At 35.5% G+C, this 17,341-nt stretch carries 15 protein-coding genes and 1 pseudogene; 5 read left to right on the top strand and 11 right to left on the bottom strand.

The features are described from left to right. Together HII32_RS07780 and HII32_RS07775 are read left to right on the top strand one after the other, a co-directional pair. On the top strand, positions 1-723 hold a 723-nt coding region (locus HII32_RS07780; RefSeq protein ID WP_172190117.1), incomplete at its 5' end, for a Cna B-type domain-containing protein. Between the two features lie 144 nt (positions 724-867). After that, positions 868-1,698 (top strand): class A sortase, encoded by an 831-nt coding sequence (locus HII32_RS07775; protein WP_172190115.1) that lies wholly within the window; start codon positions 868-870, stop codon positions 1,696-1,698. Positions 1,699-2,442: 744 nt separating this feature from the next. Here HII32_RS07775 and HII32_RS07770 read toward each other — a convergent pair. The 9 genes and pseudogenes from HII32_RS07770 to HII32_RS07735 form a co-directional block, all read right to left on the bottom strand. Then, positions 2,443-2,628 (bottom strand): transposase, encoded by a 186-nt coding sequence (locus HII32_RS07770; RefSeq protein ID WP_172190113.1) that lies wholly within the window; start codon positions 2,626-2,628, stop codon positions 2,443-2,445. A gap of 91 nt (positions 2,629-2,719) precedes the next feature. Then, entirely contained in the window at positions 2,720-3,310 is a 591-nt protein-coding gene (locus HII32_RS07765; RefSeq protein WP_172190111.1) for a site-specific integrase, read from the bottom strand. Between the two features lie 255 nt (positions 3,311-3,565). Beyond that, positions 3,566-4,729 (bottom strand): GmrSD restriction endonuclease domain-containing protein, encoded by a 1,164-nt coding sequence (locus tag HII32_RS07760; RefSeq protein ID WP_172190109.1) that lies wholly within the window; start codon positions 4,727-4,729, stop codon positions 3,566-3,568. Next, positions 4,726-5,916, bottom strand: a complete 1,191-nt coding sequence (locus HII32_RS07755) for an adenine-specific methyltransferase EcoRI family protein (RefSeq protein WP_172190107.1) — start codon at positions 5,914-5,916, stop codon at positions 4,726-4,728. The genes HII32_RS07760 and HII32_RS07755 overlap by 4 nt, the downstream gene beginning before the upstream one ends. A 210-nt stretch (positions 5,917-6,126) precedes the next feature. Beyond that, positions 6,127-6,696 carry a DUF536 domain-containing protein gene (locus HII32_RS07750; RefSeq protein ID WP_172190121.1) on the bottom strand — a complete coding sequence of 190 codons (570 nt, stop codon included), beginning with the start codon at positions 6,694-6,696 and terminating at the stop codon, positions 6,127-6,129. 283 nt (positions 6,697-6,979) lie between these two features. Then, positions 6,980-7,915, bottom strand: a complete 936-nt coding sequence (locus HII32_RS07745; RefSeq protein WP_172190105.1) for a replication initiation protein — start codon at positions 7,913-7,915, stop codon at positions 6,980-6,982. Between the two features lie 708 nt (positions 7,916-8,623). Beyond that, positions 8,624-8,836, bottom strand: a pseudogene (locus HII32_RS07845) (hypothetical protein). 384 nt (positions 8,837-9,220) lie between these two features. Beyond that, positions 9,221-9,586 carry a hypothetical protein gene (locus HII32_RS07740; RefSeq protein WP_054646963.1) on the bottom strand — a complete coding sequence of 122 codons (366 nt, stop codon included), beginning with the start codon at positions 9,584-9,586 and terminating at the stop codon, positions 9,221-9,223. 12 nt (positions 9,587-9,598) lie between these two features. Then, positions 9,599-10,186, bottom strand: coding sequence for a site-specific integrase (locus tag HII32_RS07735; protein ID WP_010012550.1), 588 nt, complete (start codon positions 10,184-10,186; stop codon positions 9,599-9,601). Between the two features lie 76 nt (positions 10,187-10,262). Between HII32_RS07735 and HII32_RS07730 the strand changes: the two genes are divergently transcribed. After that, positions 10,263-10,541, top strand: a complete 279-nt coding sequence (locus HII32_RS07730; protein ID WP_010620850.1) for a type II toxin-antitoxin system Phd/YefM family antitoxin — start codon at positions 10,263-10,265, stop codon at positions 10,539-10,541. Next, positions 10,541-10,897 (top strand): type II toxin-antitoxin system YafQ family toxin, encoded by a 357-nt coding sequence (locus tag HII32_RS07725; protein ID WP_172190103.1) that lies wholly within the window; start codon positions 10,541-10,543, stop codon positions 10,895-10,897. Before HII32_RS07730 ends, HII32_RS07725 begins: the two co-directional genes overlap by 1 nt. Before the next feature lie 353 nt (positions 10,898-11,250). Here the strand turns inward: HII32_RS07725 and HII32_RS07940 are convergent, their stop codons facing one another. Both HII32_RS07940 and HII32_RS07840 read right to left on the bottom strand, forming a co-directional pair. After that, entirely contained in the window at positions 11,251-11,529 is a 279-nt protein-coding gene (locus HII32_RS07940; protein WP_425483286.1) for a hypothetical protein, read from the bottom strand. Then, complete coding sequence (locus HII32_RS07840) at positions 11,478-11,993, bottom strand: hypothetical protein (RefSeq protein WP_246224901.1); 516 nt, start codon at positions 11,991-11,993, stop codon at positions 11,478-11,480. Before HII32_RS07840 ends, HII32_RS07940 begins: the two co-directional genes overlap by 52 nt. 322 nt (positions 11,994-12,315) lie before the next feature. Here HII32_RS07840 and HII32_RS07710 point away from each other — a divergent pair. Further along, positions 12,316-17,341 (top strand): Cna B-type domain-containing protein (locus HII32_RS07710; RefSeq protein WP_172190101.1); only part of this gene is annotated, 5,026 nt, incomplete at its 3' end.

Raw genomic sequence — 17,341 nt, 5'->3', positions numbered from 1 at the left:
TCAGGCCAGAAGACGTGGTCAGACCATGATAACCAAGATGGTGTACGACCAGATGAAATTACGGTTAACTTGTTAGCAGATGGTAAAAAGGTTGATTCGAAGACAGTGACCGCAAAAGATGGTTGGAAGTATGAATTTAATGACTTAGATAAGTTCAAGGCTGGTCAAGCAATTAAGTACACGGTTGCCGAAGCAGCAGTTGACGGTTACAAGACAACGTATGATGGCAATAACATTGTTAATACGCATCAGGTGGCCAAGACGAGTGTATCAGGCCAGAAGACGTGGTCAGACCATGATAACCAAGATGGTGTACGACCAGATGAAATTACGGTTAACTTGTTAGCAGATGGTAAAAAGGTTGATTCGAAGACAGTGACCGCAAAAGATGGTTGGAAGTATGAATTTAATGACTTAGATAAGTTCAAGGCTGGTCAAGCAATTAAGTACAGTATTTCTGAAGATAAGGTCACAGGTTATAAAACAACGGTTAGTGGTTATGATTTGACTAATATTCTAAATGAATCGTCAACACCCGTTAAGAATCAATCAATCAATCAAGGAACACCAAAAAATCATAAGCATCAAGGATTACTGGAAAGTATACTTCCTGCCACTGGTGTATTAAGTTCGAAGAACTTTGTGATTTCTGGATTAGTGTTTATCTTGTTTGTATTAAGTAGTCTTGGGTATGTGTTTATTAAGAGACGTCATAATGACTAATAAATTTTATGTCGATGTGATAGATGAATACATTATCTAAAAAATAAAAATAGTCTGTGAATCAGTATGCAACATTAGATTCACAGACTATTTTTTTAAGCGGATGCATATAGCGTATCAAATTAAAATGGGAAGCTAGTTAAAATGAGAAAAATTGATAAAATTTGTCAATATATATTATTAATTATCATTTTATGTAGCATTAGTTACATTTGCTACCAACAAAATTGGCTGGGCGTTCATAATAAAATCGTGCAAGAAATACGTTCACATAGGGTCGTAGTTGATGATAGCAAGAAGATGAGTTTGGTTGATCGTAATAGAATTAGACAACGCCTAATGCGTGAAACGCAAACTGGTCTAAAAAAGCAAGGATTTGTTAGTATACCTGTTGTTGGTATTCTTGAGCCTATTTTTAATGATGCTTATTCAGAAAAAGGTCTGCAAGCAGGTGCAAATTATGCAAATCGTAGCTCGGTAGATCCAACTGGTAAGCAAGTACCAGTAATGGGGCAAGGTAATTATGGACTGGCTAGTCATAATTTTTATGATGGTTTAACGGGGTTTAGTGGTTTGCAGCAAAATTATCAAAATGATTCACCTTATCTTGTGAATGGGCAGAGACAAAAAAGTAATTGGTTGAATAATCAAGCCATTTACCTAGCTAATAGTGACGGTATTTTTGAATATCGTATTAAACAACAACGGCTGGTTAAGGCTGATGACGTGAGTGTGCTTGATCCCAGTCAAAATGCACAGGTAACAATTATTACTTGTTTATTTCCAAGTACAGCATATCGTATTACAACAATTGGGCAGTTGAAGAAAAGCTATACGTGGGCCAAAGCACCTGATTCTATTATTAACTATTTTGATTTAACGAAACAAAAAACGAATGCTCACGCTGATTGGTATAACCCGGGTGTAGAGGAGGGTATTAATGGTAATGCTGGTGGCACAAAGACTGTAAAATAATGAAACTATGTACCCCGTCAACCAATTTTTTCCAAAGCTACACCTTAACAACAGCAAAGTGCTCTTATAATGAGATTCCGGACTAATTTATCTAGTTTGTGGCGAAATATCCTCATAGGAGCGTATAGCGGATCAATGGCATAATATTTCTATGACCATTTACGGAAAACTAAATAGCATGACTGAAAATTCGATGGACTAATATTTTAAGTTTTTTCAGATGCTAGATATTTAAGTGAATAAGTAGGATACGAAATATTATCTAGAACACATTTTGTGGCACACAAAAAGCACTGACATGCACTTGTTGGCGCTTTTTTATTTATTATTACCTAGTTAATTGAGAAAGGACCTTAATATATTTGATTAATCTATTATACGTGATACTGGTATCGCTACCGACAAACTTCACTTTATAAACAATTGATTTCATAGCTATATGAGCCTTGTTATTTGGAAATAGCTATGTAAAAGGAAAGCATGCTTATATTGATTGGTTAGAGCACGTCCATTGGATCAATTACACGGACGAAACTGACGTAGAGCGTATAGAAGAACTGTTACAACAGCTAATTTCGCAAAAGTGGCACAATTACGACGTAAAAAATGATTTTCGTCAATTACGTGATTTAATTAAAAATAATATGCACAATAAGAACTAATAATTATTGATTATCAAAAATTGAATATCAAAATTATTGGTAATAAAAAGAATAGAAAATGTATGGGCTATAATGGATGCTCTTATACTAAAAAATGGACTATTTTTAGTATAAGAGCAGTTGGGATTGATTTGAGATTTTTGACCCAGCCCGTAACCGTTTGTACAGCCAAATGATATTCATTGGCCAGCGAATTAACAGAACGACCCTCGTTGTACAAGGCAACAATTGATGATTTAAATTTAGTTGAGTATCTCTTAGCTTTCATAATAAAAAAAACCTATACTTGATTATCTCGGATTATGTCCTAGAAATAAAGCAATCCGAATTTTCAGCATACGAGCAAAATTTTTTATAGGTTAACCAAAATCAATTTGATCTAACATCGTTTCGCGACTAGCTTGGTCTAACCCAAGATAAGTCAGTGTCATGGCTTCACTTGAGTGATTCAATAAATGCATGACTAAGCCAATGTTGTAGTTTGATTGTGTATAGACGCGATAAGCACCTGTTTTACGCATAGTGTGCGTGCCTAAATAGTTGATACCTAGTAGATCACCAACACGCGCCATCACTTTATAAAACTGTTTCTCGGTGATATGGCGATCATGATGGGCTGTCGAGGGGAATAACCACTCAGACTTGATATTTTCTTGGACCAGCCAATCATGATATTGCAACAAGTCTTGCTGAACAGGCTTTAAATATAACGTGTTTGCTTTACCGGTCTTTTTATCATGAATAAAGGCTGTATTTTTGACAGAGCCGTCTGGATTATAGACATCTGATTTTTTTAATGTCATGACATCACTCACACGTAGTAGCGTGGCCTTACCAACTTGAAAAACGGTGTAATTTCGGCGACCAGCACGGAAACTATCGAGAAGTGTATCTTGTACCATCTTTAAGACGTTGGAGTCTTTGATGGGTAGGACGATTTGTTGCGCCATGATTCATATATACCTTTCTGAAATTAAATAATTAAATAAATAATTAATTAAATTGTTTATTTATTGATGACCAGGACCGTATTTCTAAACTTCTTTTATGGTTTATTATATCACTTAACAAAAAAACAACCCCCATTATCTAATCACTAGATAATGAGGGTTATTTTAATAGTATTTTTGAGGGGTTATTATATAATTATAGACCCTAATTATAATTATTCCTTAACATTTATTGAGGGAGGCGTTTACTAAATATCAATTGTTAGACTTCATACTATTGTGATGTTTACATAGCATCTGCAAATTATCGCGTTCTGTCTTACCGCCCTTAGACCAAGGAACGATATGGTCGCCAGCCATTTCTGAAGATTTCCAAATATAGTCAGTATGTTGATACTCTGAATCTGTAACACAAATTGGACAATTTGAGACACTCTTTTTTTTTGCATCATTAGTTTGTTCTTGGTATTTAGCTTTTTTATCAGTTTCACTAAAGGCTCTTATATTTAATAAACTAGGATTTTTTTCACCACCTAGGATAAATTCAAAAATACCAGCCCTTTTTGTGATGTCAGGGTCTGCAAGTAATTCTTTTATGCGTACTTCTACTTCATTAGGATTATATGAATTACGGTGATATGTTTCATACAATAATCCCCAATTAAGGCCGCGCATTTCCCTTTCAATATTAATAAATACAGAAGAAGCCCACTCGATAACTGTATTAAAGTAATTTTCCAAATCATTAATGTTTGTATCATACCTATGCTGTGACATGTAGGTATCAATGTTTCCCTTACTAACCCAATTCAAAGCTTCTTGCAGAATATCTTGCCTATTAACAACACCTTTAATATAACATTGCCATTTTTGCTGTTTTGCATTACCAGAATTAGAAAATTCTTGTTTTGCTGCGGTAATAAATGGGCCAGAATAAATAGCATTTCTCAATTCCTGTTCATTAAGTGGAATTCCAGCAATATTAATAGTTTTAAACCACTCTTTAATTTCACTTTCACTTCCTTTGCACTCATATATTAGAAGTTTATAGGCTAAAATTTTTTGTTGTTGATCTGTACTTAGTCCAGAAAAATAATTTCTATTATTATTAGAATCCAAAATAGCAAATTTCCCCGTGATAAAACGGCCTATAGAAGTAATTCGTTGTTGTCCATCTAATACTTCAAATGAATCGCCAGAAATCTTATTAAAATAGATTAAGCCTAAAGGATAGCCTTTAAGAATTGAATCTATACATGCGACCTCTCGTTTCCCGTCTGCATAGATATAATTACGTTGGTATTCTGGTTGAATTGTTAACTTGCCTGATAGTCCAAATAAACCTTTTCCTTCATAGTCATTGTATACAAATCCTTTTACTATTTCCGCGACAGTATATTGCTTTAAAACGGCTTTCATTTTTTTACCACCCTTATGAATATGCGCTTATAAACCTTTTTCCCATCAATATAGGGCTCATTATGTTTTTTGAAGTGAGGTAGTTTATATTGTTCATCAATAGCACCGTTATCACTTGCACCAATTATCTGGAACTGATCAGGATTATATTTATCTAAAAAAGAAATAGGAACGCCCATTAATTCTTCATAGTCACTGGGAATAGAATCTGTATAAGGTACTTCAAGAGCATCGTAATTATCATATTTCTCGTATTTATGACCCTTGACATTTTTATGTTTACTGTATTTAATATTGTCAGCCATAGTCATTAATGACAATGGTTGATGACGTTTTCCGTGGTCGAGGTTAGTCATCCACAAGGCATTATTAGTTGATACTATGCGTTGACCCTTTTCAATCCTAGCCTCTGTTCCATATAGTTCATAGCTATCAGGAACAATAAATCCCGAAATCCATCTACCCATTCCAGTACCTAGCCATATCTTATTATCCTTTATTAAAGGGAAAACTTCTTTATAAGTAATAGCATTCATATTACCTATAATTAAAAAGTGTTTTTCGTTAGGATTTATCCAATCTAGAAATTCGCGAAATAATGAAAAAGGAGGATTGGTAATAATTATATCTGCTTCGTCTCTAAGATTTACAACTTCTTGACTTCTGAAATCACCAGCTGAAAAATTTTCAATTCCATCAGGATTACTGTCGCCTTTTAAATAAGATAAGATATTGCTAGTCCCGCCTGAGTCAATTATTTCTTTTTCCTTTAATAATCTTGTAATAACATCATCAATATTGATTGTTCCCGTCCCATTCTCATCAATAATCTCCGTCAGCTCTATTTTATAGGCCTCGGTTATTTGCTTATTTCGTGTGTGCTTAATTTCTTGTTCAGGTACTAATTCTGGTAATAAACTTAATTGAGTGTTAACAATTGGACTTGGTGCATAAGAAGTTGCTATAAGTTTCTTTAAACCATATTCATTGAATTTTGTTGCAAAGAATTTGAAAAAATTACTTTCAAAAGGGTCATCAGCTGGTAGTAGAATCGTTTTGTCTCTAAAAACATTAGGATTATATTCAATATAGGCATTAACCTCTTTTTCAATATCCGACCATTGCGTATAAAATTCATCATTTTTTCCTTTTTTAGCTCTTGTTAAATGTTTTTGCCGAGAATTCACTATAATATCACACCATTTCTATATTACTTAATCTAAGTTAGCTCTTTATTCCTACTTAATGCGAGCTTATCCTTTTAAATTCTAGTATATCAACTCTTTAAGATAAAAATTTACATCTTGATAGAGATCTGGTAGGCTAGTATTTTTTTGCTTGAATATCTAAAAGTCAAACAAACTCAGTCATTAAGTTTTGATAACTGGTATTGAAGTTTATGTCCAAAAATGCCACCAACTCTTATTGGTTTTATTTTTATGTATTTTTTTTTGTTTTTCATCAATATCGGCAACATAATTTTTATCTTGCTTGTCATCTTTATCCTTGATATTACTGGGATTTTCTCTATTCGACAAGTTGTCATTTTTCTTAATTGCTTGTCGTTTTTGAGTTAAACTAGAAGATTCAAGCAAATCACTCAATTCTTGAATATGGTTCTTTAGTTGACGATTTTCGGCAAGTGTCGTTAATTGTAGTTGTTGCTGCTGATCCAAGGACTTTTGTAATTTGGAAATTTGTTGATCTTTAACATCAAGTTGTTTTAGCAAGATCTGATCAATATTTTTGTCCTTGTCGTTTTCAGCTTGCCGATTTGGTTGTCGTTCTTGTCGTTTTTGCTTGTCAAAATTAGCAAGCATTTTAACGCCTTGGTTGTCTATTTCTAGATGGTTTTTAACTTTGTAAGTGTGTTTGCTTCGAAAGCCGTTAATACTATTAATACGTTGATTAATACCTTGTTTTGATAATTTCAATTCTTCTGAAAGTTGTCGAATAGTCTTGCCCAATAGTTTCACCACCTAATTAATCCGCCTTAAATTATAAGTTAAAAACGACAAGAACACCAATCGACAAGCAAAGCTTAAACTTGGTTGTCGTTCTTGTCGTTTTTTAAACTAGGTATCAATCTTCAAGCTAAACTATAATTGATTTGGTTCTGGTTGTTGCCACCAATGAATGTTGCTTTAACAGCAAATATCCCGAATTAACAACAACTAAAGTTTGCATCTAGTTTTTTCCCTAATGGCTTGTTTTGATACACCAAACTCATCAGCAAGTTCTCTAATAGTTTTAGGCATGATTTCCAAACCCCTTTCGGAGTTCAGCAAGTGCTTCTTGTCTTGCTTGATCTCTGATTTTTTGATCATGTTCAGCTTGTTTTTCAGCCAGTACCTGTTTTTCAGTTGAGCCTAGTGGTAGGCCTTTAACTTTATCGGTAGCACGCCATTTTTCTTGTTCTGTTAATTCACCATTATGCTGAATGTTAAAGAGTTTTTGCCGTTCATCTTGGAACTTACCTTGAGAAAAGTCGTTTGCGTCTTTTCTTTCAGGCTTCCAAGTAAAAGTATAACCAATCACTGGTTTCCCACGACCTTTACCATATTTTTTTCGTATAGTTAGGCCTCTAAACAAAGGGGTTAGTTCTTCCTTAATTGGGCGAATAACCCTAGATTCAACGTTCGCAGGCTTACTCCAATAGCTTTGTGGAATATCTAGTAGTTCAAAGAAATCATTTTTAGAAAAATAAGCATAACCAGTGGTTCGGAATTGTTTAAGAATACGAAAAGTTGTTTTTGCGTAACTACTCTTTAAATCTCGGAACTCTGTCAAAGCATAACGAACCCAACTTTCGAGATTATTTAGAAGTTTCAACGCTTTGGGATAAATTTGAATATCAACATAAGGAACGTCTGCAGATCCCTTAATTTCAAATCGAGTGAACATGACAAACATCTCTCTATCAAGACCATCTTTACTTCGAGAGCCAAATCTAAGACCTAGTATTTTTTGATATGTACTTTGTATGTCATCAATAAACCGATTATTTGCGGTTGGCTTATAGGCACTTAACTCTTTTAACTGATCAAAGGTAAATCTAACAGTATCATCACCTTTATCACGCATTCTAGAAACTACAGAAAAGAACAAGTTCATTTCTACAGGAGTAAACCTTCGCAAGGGGATTGTATTTAATTCAGGGTCATATTTGACTAATTCATTGCTCATAAAATAACCTCCTTGAATAATACTACCTTATTTGAATACAGGAGTAAATAAATGTAGTCGATAAACAGACAAAATGTAGTCGATAAACAGACAAAATGTAGTCGATAAACAGACAAAATGTAGTCGATAAACAGACAAAATGTAGTCGATAAACTTCTGTACGCCTTGGGGGAGTAAGGCTCAAGAGGGGTCTAAAAGAGGTTTAAAAGAGGTTTATAAAAGAGGTATATAAGAGGCACTACTGTACGAGATCAAAACCTAGAAGCAAAAAATACAAAGGAGTGAGCCAAAAACCTGCTCACATTAAACTCCAGTCGCTATGCTCCTTGTGCCTCACTCTGTTCGTTGCCTAAAAAGGTGTGGCAAGCCACATTAAAACGGGCGCTGACGCCCCGTACCCCGTCCAAGCTGAGCCAGCTTAACCGCTTTTTCACTCGCCGTTAGGCAGGAAAGCAAAGTTTTATAGAAACTTTGGCTTTCGCCAATTCAGTGTTAAAACTGGTTTAGAGCTGTCAATTCCTTATGCTCCCACGCTTTGCTCGTCCGCTACCATTGACAGCAAACAGTTAGTTTTTTGAATCTTAACAAGACTTTAACTGCTATATTCGTTTTTAAGAGCCTTATTTCTCATTTCTAGCGGTTTTAAGACCATTCATATACATTTATACCAAAGGAAAAATAAAAAGCCCTCAGCAGGCTCTTAGAGGGCTAAATGACGAAACCTGGACGACTAATAATATCTTCTTGCCTTTTTTGCAAAACATAAGTGTATAAGGAATCATACAAGTTCCTTTTGATCTCATCAGGTTAATTGACAGAAGCTTCAAACAATTCTTGAATATCAATTTGCCAAGGATCAGCAAGCATTTCATCAATTGGTTTTAATACTTTCTTTTCGTCAATCTTAATGACTCCTAACATCATGCTTTCAGTTTAAATTCACAGATCTTACAGCACCGTTATTCAAAATTTGTTACCAAGCTTATAAAGATTATCTGCACAAAGCAATTAAAAATTTTGGCTTAAAACAGCGTAATCTGCAACAGTTTTTAAGTGTTTAAAGCACAATAAACTTAGTTAAGTGTAAGCATAAGTTGAATTAAGAATACATTCAATTCGACCATGGCAAAAATTGATTCTATAGTTATCAGCAGACCGAGTGGAATGAGGTCAATGCGCACTTACACCCTTGACACTTGTCAAGGGTAGATTTAATACCCATCGAAATGGGTATTATTTGTATTAGAAGGCTAGCGCCAACTATAAAAAACCTAGAGTAAACCCTCAAAAACATAGAGCTGAATATCAAGATTGATCAATCACATTGCGAAGGATCCAATGACTATAAGCAAGACGAGCACTGGGAGTTATCACCCAGGGGTGATTAATTTCAAAAATTTGAATTTCAGTTGCTAAGTAAAGTGGCGTCTTACCATGATTAAAAGCAAAAACGGGTTGCGGAAAATCAGGCTTACTAGCAACTTGATGAACACTTTGACGAGAGTTCATCTGCCAGCGAATTTTTAAATCTTCACGCGACAATAACTGTGGCAGCTGTGTTTTTTCAAGTTGAGCTTGTTGCTGCAACTTTTGTGTAAAGGCTTGTTTAGTCTTGTTTTGATGCCAATCATCAAAAAGATCATACTTGTTTGATTTAAAATCTAAATCCATAAAGCCAGCCTCCTAACCAAAATCAATTTTATCCAGCATCGTTTCAGTACTAGCCTGGTCTAAGCCTAAATAAGCTAAAGTCATGGCTTCACTGGAATGATTGAGCAAATTCATGACTAAGCCAATATTATAATTTGATTGCGTGTAGACGCGATAAGCACCGGTTTTGCGCATTGTATGGGTACCTAGATAATTAATTCCTAACAGATCACCAACTTTACTCATGATTTTGTAGAACTGTTTTTCCGTGATATGGCGTTCTGGGTGTTGAATGGAAGGAAAGAGCCATTCAGAATCCAACTGATGATCAAGCAGCCATTGACGGTACAATAAGAGCTCTGTTTGAACAGGTTTAAGGTACAAGGTATTAGGTTTACCAGTTTTTCGGTCGTGAATAAACGCATTTTGTTTAATAGAACCGTCCGGATTAAAAATATCGGCCTGTTTTAAGCGCATGACATCACTGACTCGCAGCAGTGTCGCTTTGCCAACTTGAAAAACTGTATAGTTACGCCGGCCAGCTTTAAAGTTGTTGAGTAAGGTATCTTGAACCTCTTTGAGAACGTTTGAATCTTTGATGGGTAAGACAACTTGTTGCATAGTTTTAGCTCCTTAAAAAATTGATTTTTAGTACAAATTAAAGTACAATATTAAGTACAATGAAAGGGTGATAAATATGACATTAGCACTAACACAGAGCGATTTTCGCGCTAACCTAAAAAAATATTTAGATCAAGTTAATGACGAAGACGAAACCGTTTATATTGCTCGTTCAAATAGTCGCGCAGTAGCCATCGTTTCACAAGAAAAAATGGACTGGCTAGAAAGAGCATTAAAAGCGAAAGAAGGTTCGTTAGAATATGCAATTGCACGTGATCAGTTAATTAAACGCCATGTTTTACCTGACGATGAAATTGTTGAATCAGATGATGGTTATTGGGGTCAGTTTAAATAATGAAAAAACTAAGATTTAAACCACGTGCAACCTTTAATGCTGATCTAAAACGGTTAGCCAGTTTAGATAAATCTATTATTGATGAAGTTCGAGCAGCCATTGACCTGTTGCTTGAGCAGCAACAATTACCACCAGAATTTGAAGATCATGAGCTTAATCGGCGAATGAGCGGTTATAATGAATTTCATTTACGAGACACCCCGAAAATCAAAACACCCAGCGAAACTAACGATGTCCTGGTGGTTTATACGATTGATAAAGATGAACTAGTCTTAATTGGCATTCGAGTCGGATCGCATGATCGTTTATTTCCTGGTCAAAATCGTTCTAAAAGGTATCGAAAAAATGACGAATAGAAGAAGTCATTTTTATAATATGAAAATAAATAACCCCTAATATCTACATTATAGATATTAGGGGTTATTCTTTCAATATTTTTGAGAGGCGATTTTGTAAATGCGCCATCAAAAATGCCTCCTCGAAAAAGGTTTTCCAAGACCAGTATAACACTGTTTAAAATCTGGTATAGCTTGTTATACCAAAATGATATTTTGGACAGGCTCTGCGAGGCAAGTCATCGACAAGCGATGACAGTAGCGTTCCCCCTTCCTCCTGGGGGAACTGCTATTTTACAGCGCCACTTATCCGGCTTGTAAAACCTCCGGCGGGTCACGCCGTGACAGGGCAATTTATCATTGCAGGATCACCTTCAGTGAGAGCATGTCATGCAGAACGCTACCCGCGTGGGGCAAGCTGATGTCAGCTTAACCACATTAAAATAATCGGTAAATGTAAGTGTATAATAAAATTTTGGCGGATTAACCTGCTCAGGGGTCAATAGATTGGGCTTTTGATCAACCGTCACAACAGTTTTGGGTTTGTGATAACGTTTTTGCATGCGTGATTTAATCCCTAATTCACGCATCAATTTGAGTGTCATATACTCAGATACTTTCGGACCGTCGGTTTGTTGACTATAAGCAGCAATACGACGATAACCATAAAATTTAAAGGTTTTCCAAACAAAATATAAGGTTTCAGGGATTCTCTACGCTTTTCTTGTCGACCGGGCTGCCAATAGCGCCAGTTGTAATAGGTACTAGGTTTTATTTTAAGTGGACTTAAAATACGCACAAGCGCGTAGCCTTGTGCTAAAAATTGGTTAACTAGCGGCAATCCCACATTACGGACTATTTTTTGGCTAGTAAGATGGCCGATCGCTTTAAAATTTTGTTTTCTTCCTCCAACAATAGCGAGACGCTTTTCTAATTGCTTGACATCCTTTAACGTCTTTGACTGACCCTGAATCATGACAGGGGTAGCTTGCTTGACCCAAATAGCAATAGAATCTTTTGAAGGTCCAAATTCCTCTGCCAATGATTTAAGTGAACAGCCTTCTTGGTGAAGTTTAACCAATGAATCTTTGAAATCTTGTGAATAACGAATTGACATAAAAATACGCCTATACTTTCATTTTACGGACTGAATAAAAATAGTCCATTTTTTTGGTATAATAGCAATTAATATAGGTTATAATTTAGTAAGGTGAAAACGATCGTTATGTTATAGAAAATGAAAATTTTTAGTGGGTCGTCTATAGTATGCTCTATCTTGATTTAAAAAATTCGCCTAAGGGTAAATGAATGATGTTTAAAGTGGATTTTTTATGTTTGAGTTAGACGATAGGCTACTTTCTGTTCAATGTAGAAAGTTTTTACAGGGTTAAAGTTTACTATTGTTTCTATTGTTTGAAATATTGAAGGAGGAGTATCAAATGGAAAATAAAAGTGGGTATGCCACGAAATTTTATGTGGTTTTAATGATGTTAAGTTTAGTGTCTCAGTTGTTTGTGCCATTTCTTCAGGTAGCAGCGGATGAATTACCGACTGTAGTAACAGAGATGACTGCTAAGTCAACGGGGGAGAATACAGCAGAATTAAATTTAAGTTTAAATAATACTAGTTCTGAGAAGAAAAGTGAACAAATTAAACTTGATTCAGATGTATTAATGATACCAGATGTATTAAAGACATTGGTAAGTACAGAAGGCAAAAATGTTGGAACGTATCAAATTAAGAATCGACAAATTGATGTTGAGATTAATGAGAATGTTTCTGCGCAAGTTAACATTCCAGTTACTTTTTCAGCAACTGATACGGCAGCAACTGCAACATTTACAAATGGTCAATTAACAGCAAACGTTGATGTGGCTGCAAAGCAGAATAAGACATCATCTTCATCTACTAGTAGTTCTGAAGAAAAAGCAACTACTAGTACGAGTACAACATCAAGCACAAGTATAACTTCAAAAAGTGAAGTTAGTACAAAAGCAGATACTAAAAAAAGTGTAACAAAAGCAACAACTCAGGATGAGCAAGCAAATGATATTAGCAGTTACTTACCTGATAGTTCTAATGGCACTATGATAGATAAAGCAGATATTAAATTTACAGATCCAAGCAATAATGAGGTTAGTGCAGCAGATGTCACAGCTGATACAAATGTATCATTAGCCTATAATTGGTCAATACCTAATGAACTAAAGGATGGCTATAGTGTTAAAGCTGGAGATTATTTTGAGTTTAAATTACCAGCAAATATTACCTATCGTGCAGGAACAGGTGACCTTGGAGACTATGGTACGTATGAGATAAAAAGTGATGGTACTGTACGTTTCACATTTAATTCAAATGTTGACGATAAAGAGAATATTAAAGGTACCTTTAATTACAATCAGGCTAAAATCAATGTTACTGAACCTGGTCAAACGACAATTATTGCACCAACAACTTCAGGAGATCAAAAGGTTGACATTATTGTTAATCCAACTGGCGGTAATGATATTGCTAAGTCTGGAACTGTATCACCAACCAAAAACCCAAAAAGTGTGAATTGGCAAGTTGATATTAACACTAACGGTAGGACTTTAAATAATGCAGTTATTAAAGATACTTTACCTAAGGGTTTGAAATTAACTGGTACTCAAGTTTATCTGTTGAATATTAATTTGAAAGGTAATATTACTGGTGAAGGTCAACAATTAACGCAGAAAACTGATTATACTGTATCAGATAACGGTACGGTTACTTTGATAGGAAACTATTCAAAGACGCAACAAGCATTTAGAATTAAGTATGCAACTGATATAGAAGCGGATGCAATTCCAAACGAGGGTGGAGATGTTAAATTTGAAAATAATGCAACATTAATCAACAATGGTAAAGATTATCCAGCTCAGGCTACGGTAACAGCTAGTTATGGTAAGTTATTAGATAAGAAATACGATGGTGCTTCAGGGTCACAAAAATTAAATTGGACGATTAACTACAATGCGGGCGATAAGAAGCTACCAGCTGGGACTGTATTAACTGATAATTTATCAGGAGCACAGGAATATACTGGAACACCAAAAATAGTATATACAGATGGACCAAATAGTGGTCAAGAAGTTAAACAAGATGACTATGAGATCACTTACAATAGTGATAAGACTCAAATGACCATTAAGTTTACAAAGGGGTTAGAGCAAGCGGTTAAAATTACCTATCAGACGCAAGTGAATACGCCAATTAATGGGTCAACAACCATTAATAACTCTGCTGAAAGTAATGGCAAAACAGTGACGGTTGGTGACCAAAAAGTTGATGAACAAGGAATTGCTAAGTCGATTGGTGATGTTGACTATAATGCAAAAACAGTTATATGGAATGTGAGAATTAATCAAGGCCAACAAGAAATGACCAACTGGTCAGCTGAAGATAGCATTCCAAATGGTTTAACATTAGTAGATGATACGTCATTTGTATTAAAGGATGTTACAACCAACAAAGCTTTGGAACGTGGAACTGACTATAAGTTCATTAAAACGGCTACTGGGTTCAAAATTGAATTATCAGGAGCATATAACAAGACTTCTGATGAATTCTTATTAACATATAAGACGAATTTTGATACTAAAAAATTAATTAGTAATAAATGGACAAATACAATTGCGGCTGCTTGGACAGATAAAAATGGTGATACACACAAAAATAATGGTTCAGCAGATTTTATACCAAAAGAAGAATTCGTAACGGATGGTACAAAATCAGGTAGTTATAATGCAGTCAATAAGCATATTACATGGACAGTTGTGGCTAATTATAATCAACGAGAATTAAAGAACGCTAAATTGGTAGATACACTGACAGGAGATCCAGAGTATGTTACTGATAGTGCCAAGTTATATGAAGCCACAATTAATCAAAATGGTAGTTATAAATTAGGTAATCAAGTTGATACAAATATTGATTATGCTAAAGATAGCAGAACACTAACGGCTAATTTGCCAGAAAATAGCAATAAGGCTTATGTTATGATATTTGAAACTTCATTAGAAGGAAAAGTCATTGATGCGCTTAGCTATGATAATACTGCAAAGTATACAAATGATGGTCAGGATAAGGACCTAACTGCTAAAGTGTCAGTACCAAATAGTGGTAAGGTTGCTTATAAAACTGGTGAGCAAGATCCAGAAGATTCTGCTTATGCGGTATGGAATATTACAGTAAATCCAGAGCAATCAACATTGAAAGATGTTACGGTTGTTGATAAGCCATCAACGAATCAAGTGTTGGATAAGAGCGACGTTATTATTTATGGAACAAAAGTTGCTGCTAATGGTGTAATTACAGTTGATAAGACAAATGTGTTGACAGAAGGTAAGGATTATTCAATTAATATTACGACTGACCAAACAAGTGGTGAGCAAGTCATGACAATTAAATTCTTACATGAAATTTCGACAACATATTCTGTTCATTATCGGACATTAATCAACAGTTCTAAGATAAATGATACGTTGAGCAATACAGTGACTGTCACTGGTAAAGGTGAAAAAGTAGTTACTGGAGAAGTTACAACATCACATGATGTTGTAAACAATAGTGGAACTGCTGAAGGAACGAATTTAGACTATCAATTAACTAAGGTTGATAAGGATACTGACAAGGTTCTAAGCGGTGTTAAATTTGAACTTTGGTCATACAAAAATAATGCTAAGGGTCAACTATTGCGTACAGGAACAACGGATGATAAGGGACAAATCAGATGGAATAATCTGAAGAGTGGTAAGTATGTTCTTGTAGAAACGGCACCAACTGATTATCAAACGGTTACAGACCGAACTATTACATTGAAGGCTGCTGATGCTAATTCTGATAAGCTTGTTACTAGTACAATCACAAATGAGAAGGTTAAAACTTCGGTTAGTGGTGAGAAAACTTGGGTAGATAATAATGACCAGGATGGTGTACGGCCAGATAAAATTACGGTTAACTTGTTAGCAGATGGTAAAAAGGTTGACTCAAAGACGGTAACCGCAAAAGACGGTTGGAAGTATGAATTTAATGACTTAGATAAGTTCAAGGCTGGTCAAGCAATTAAGTACACGGTTGCCGAAGCAGCAGTTGACGGTTACAAGACAACGTATGATGGCAATAACATTGTTAATACGCATCAGGTGGCCAAGACGAGTGTGTCAGGCCAGAAGACGTGGTCAGACCATGATAACCAAGATGGTGTACGACCAGATGAAATTACGGTTAACTTGTTAGCAGATGGTAAAAAGGTTGATTCGAAGACAGTGACCGCAAAAGACGGTTGGAAGTATGAATTTAATGACTTAGATAAGTTCAAGGCTGGTCAAGCAATTAAGTACACGGTTGCCGAAGCAGCAGTTGATGGTTACAAGACAACGTATGATGGCAATAACATTGTTAATACGCATCAGGTAGCTAAAACGAGTGTGTCAGGCCAGAAGACGTGGTTAGATAATAATGATCAAGATGGTAATCGGCCAGACAGTATCACACTACACTTATTGGCAAATGGTAAGGAAGTGGCAACGAAGACGGTAACCGCTAAGGATAACTGGAAGTACGAGTTTAATGACTTAGATAAGTACAGCGCTGGTAAAAAAATTGTTTACACAATAACAGAAGATCAAGTAAATGATTACAACTCTGACGTTTCAGATGCGAAGAATATTGTAAACAAGTACACCCCTGGTAAAACAAGTGCAACGGTAACGAAGGCATGGCAAGATGCTGATAACCAAGATGGCCTACGGACAAGCATTAAAGTACAACTTTATGCAAATGACAAGGCTTATGGTGGTCCCGTTGAATTAACTTCAGATACAGGTTGGACATATACTTGGAATGATCTGAACCAACGTCAAAACCATAAAGATGTGAAGTACACTGTTAAAGAGGTGAACACACCTGATGGTTATGTCGCTGAAGTAAATAGTGAAGATCAAGGTAATTTGATTATTACGAACACCCACAAAGTAGCCAAGACGAGTGTGTCAGGCCAGAAGACGTGGTCAGACCATGATAACCAAGATGGTGTACGACCAGATGAAATTACGGTTAACTTGTTAGCAGATGGTAAAAAGGTTGATTCGAAGACAGTGACCGCAAAAGATGGTTGGAAGTATGAATTTAATGACTTAGATAAGTTCAAGGCTGGTCAAGCAATTAAGTACACGGTTGCCGAAGCAGCAGTTGACGGTTACAAGACAACGTATGATGGCAATAACATTGTTAATACGCATCAGGTGGCCAAGACGAGTGTATCAGGCCAGAAGACGTGGTCAGACCATGATAACCAAGATGGTGTACGACCAGATGAAATTACGGTTAACTTGTTAGCAGATGGTAAAAAGGTTGATTCGAAGACAGTGACCGCAAAAGATGGTTGGAAGTATGAATTTAATGACTTAGATAAGTTCAAGGCTGGTCAAGCAATTAAGTACA

Source organism: Lentilactobacillus kribbianus (assembly GCF_013184075.1).
In the GTDB taxonomy this organism is placed as follows: Bacteria; Bacillota; Bacilli; order Lactobacillales; family Lactobacillaceae; genus Lentilactobacillus; species Lentilactobacillus kribbianus.
Note: the sequence above shows the minus strand (reverse complement) of the source record. Positions and strands in the feature narration are given on the sequence as shown.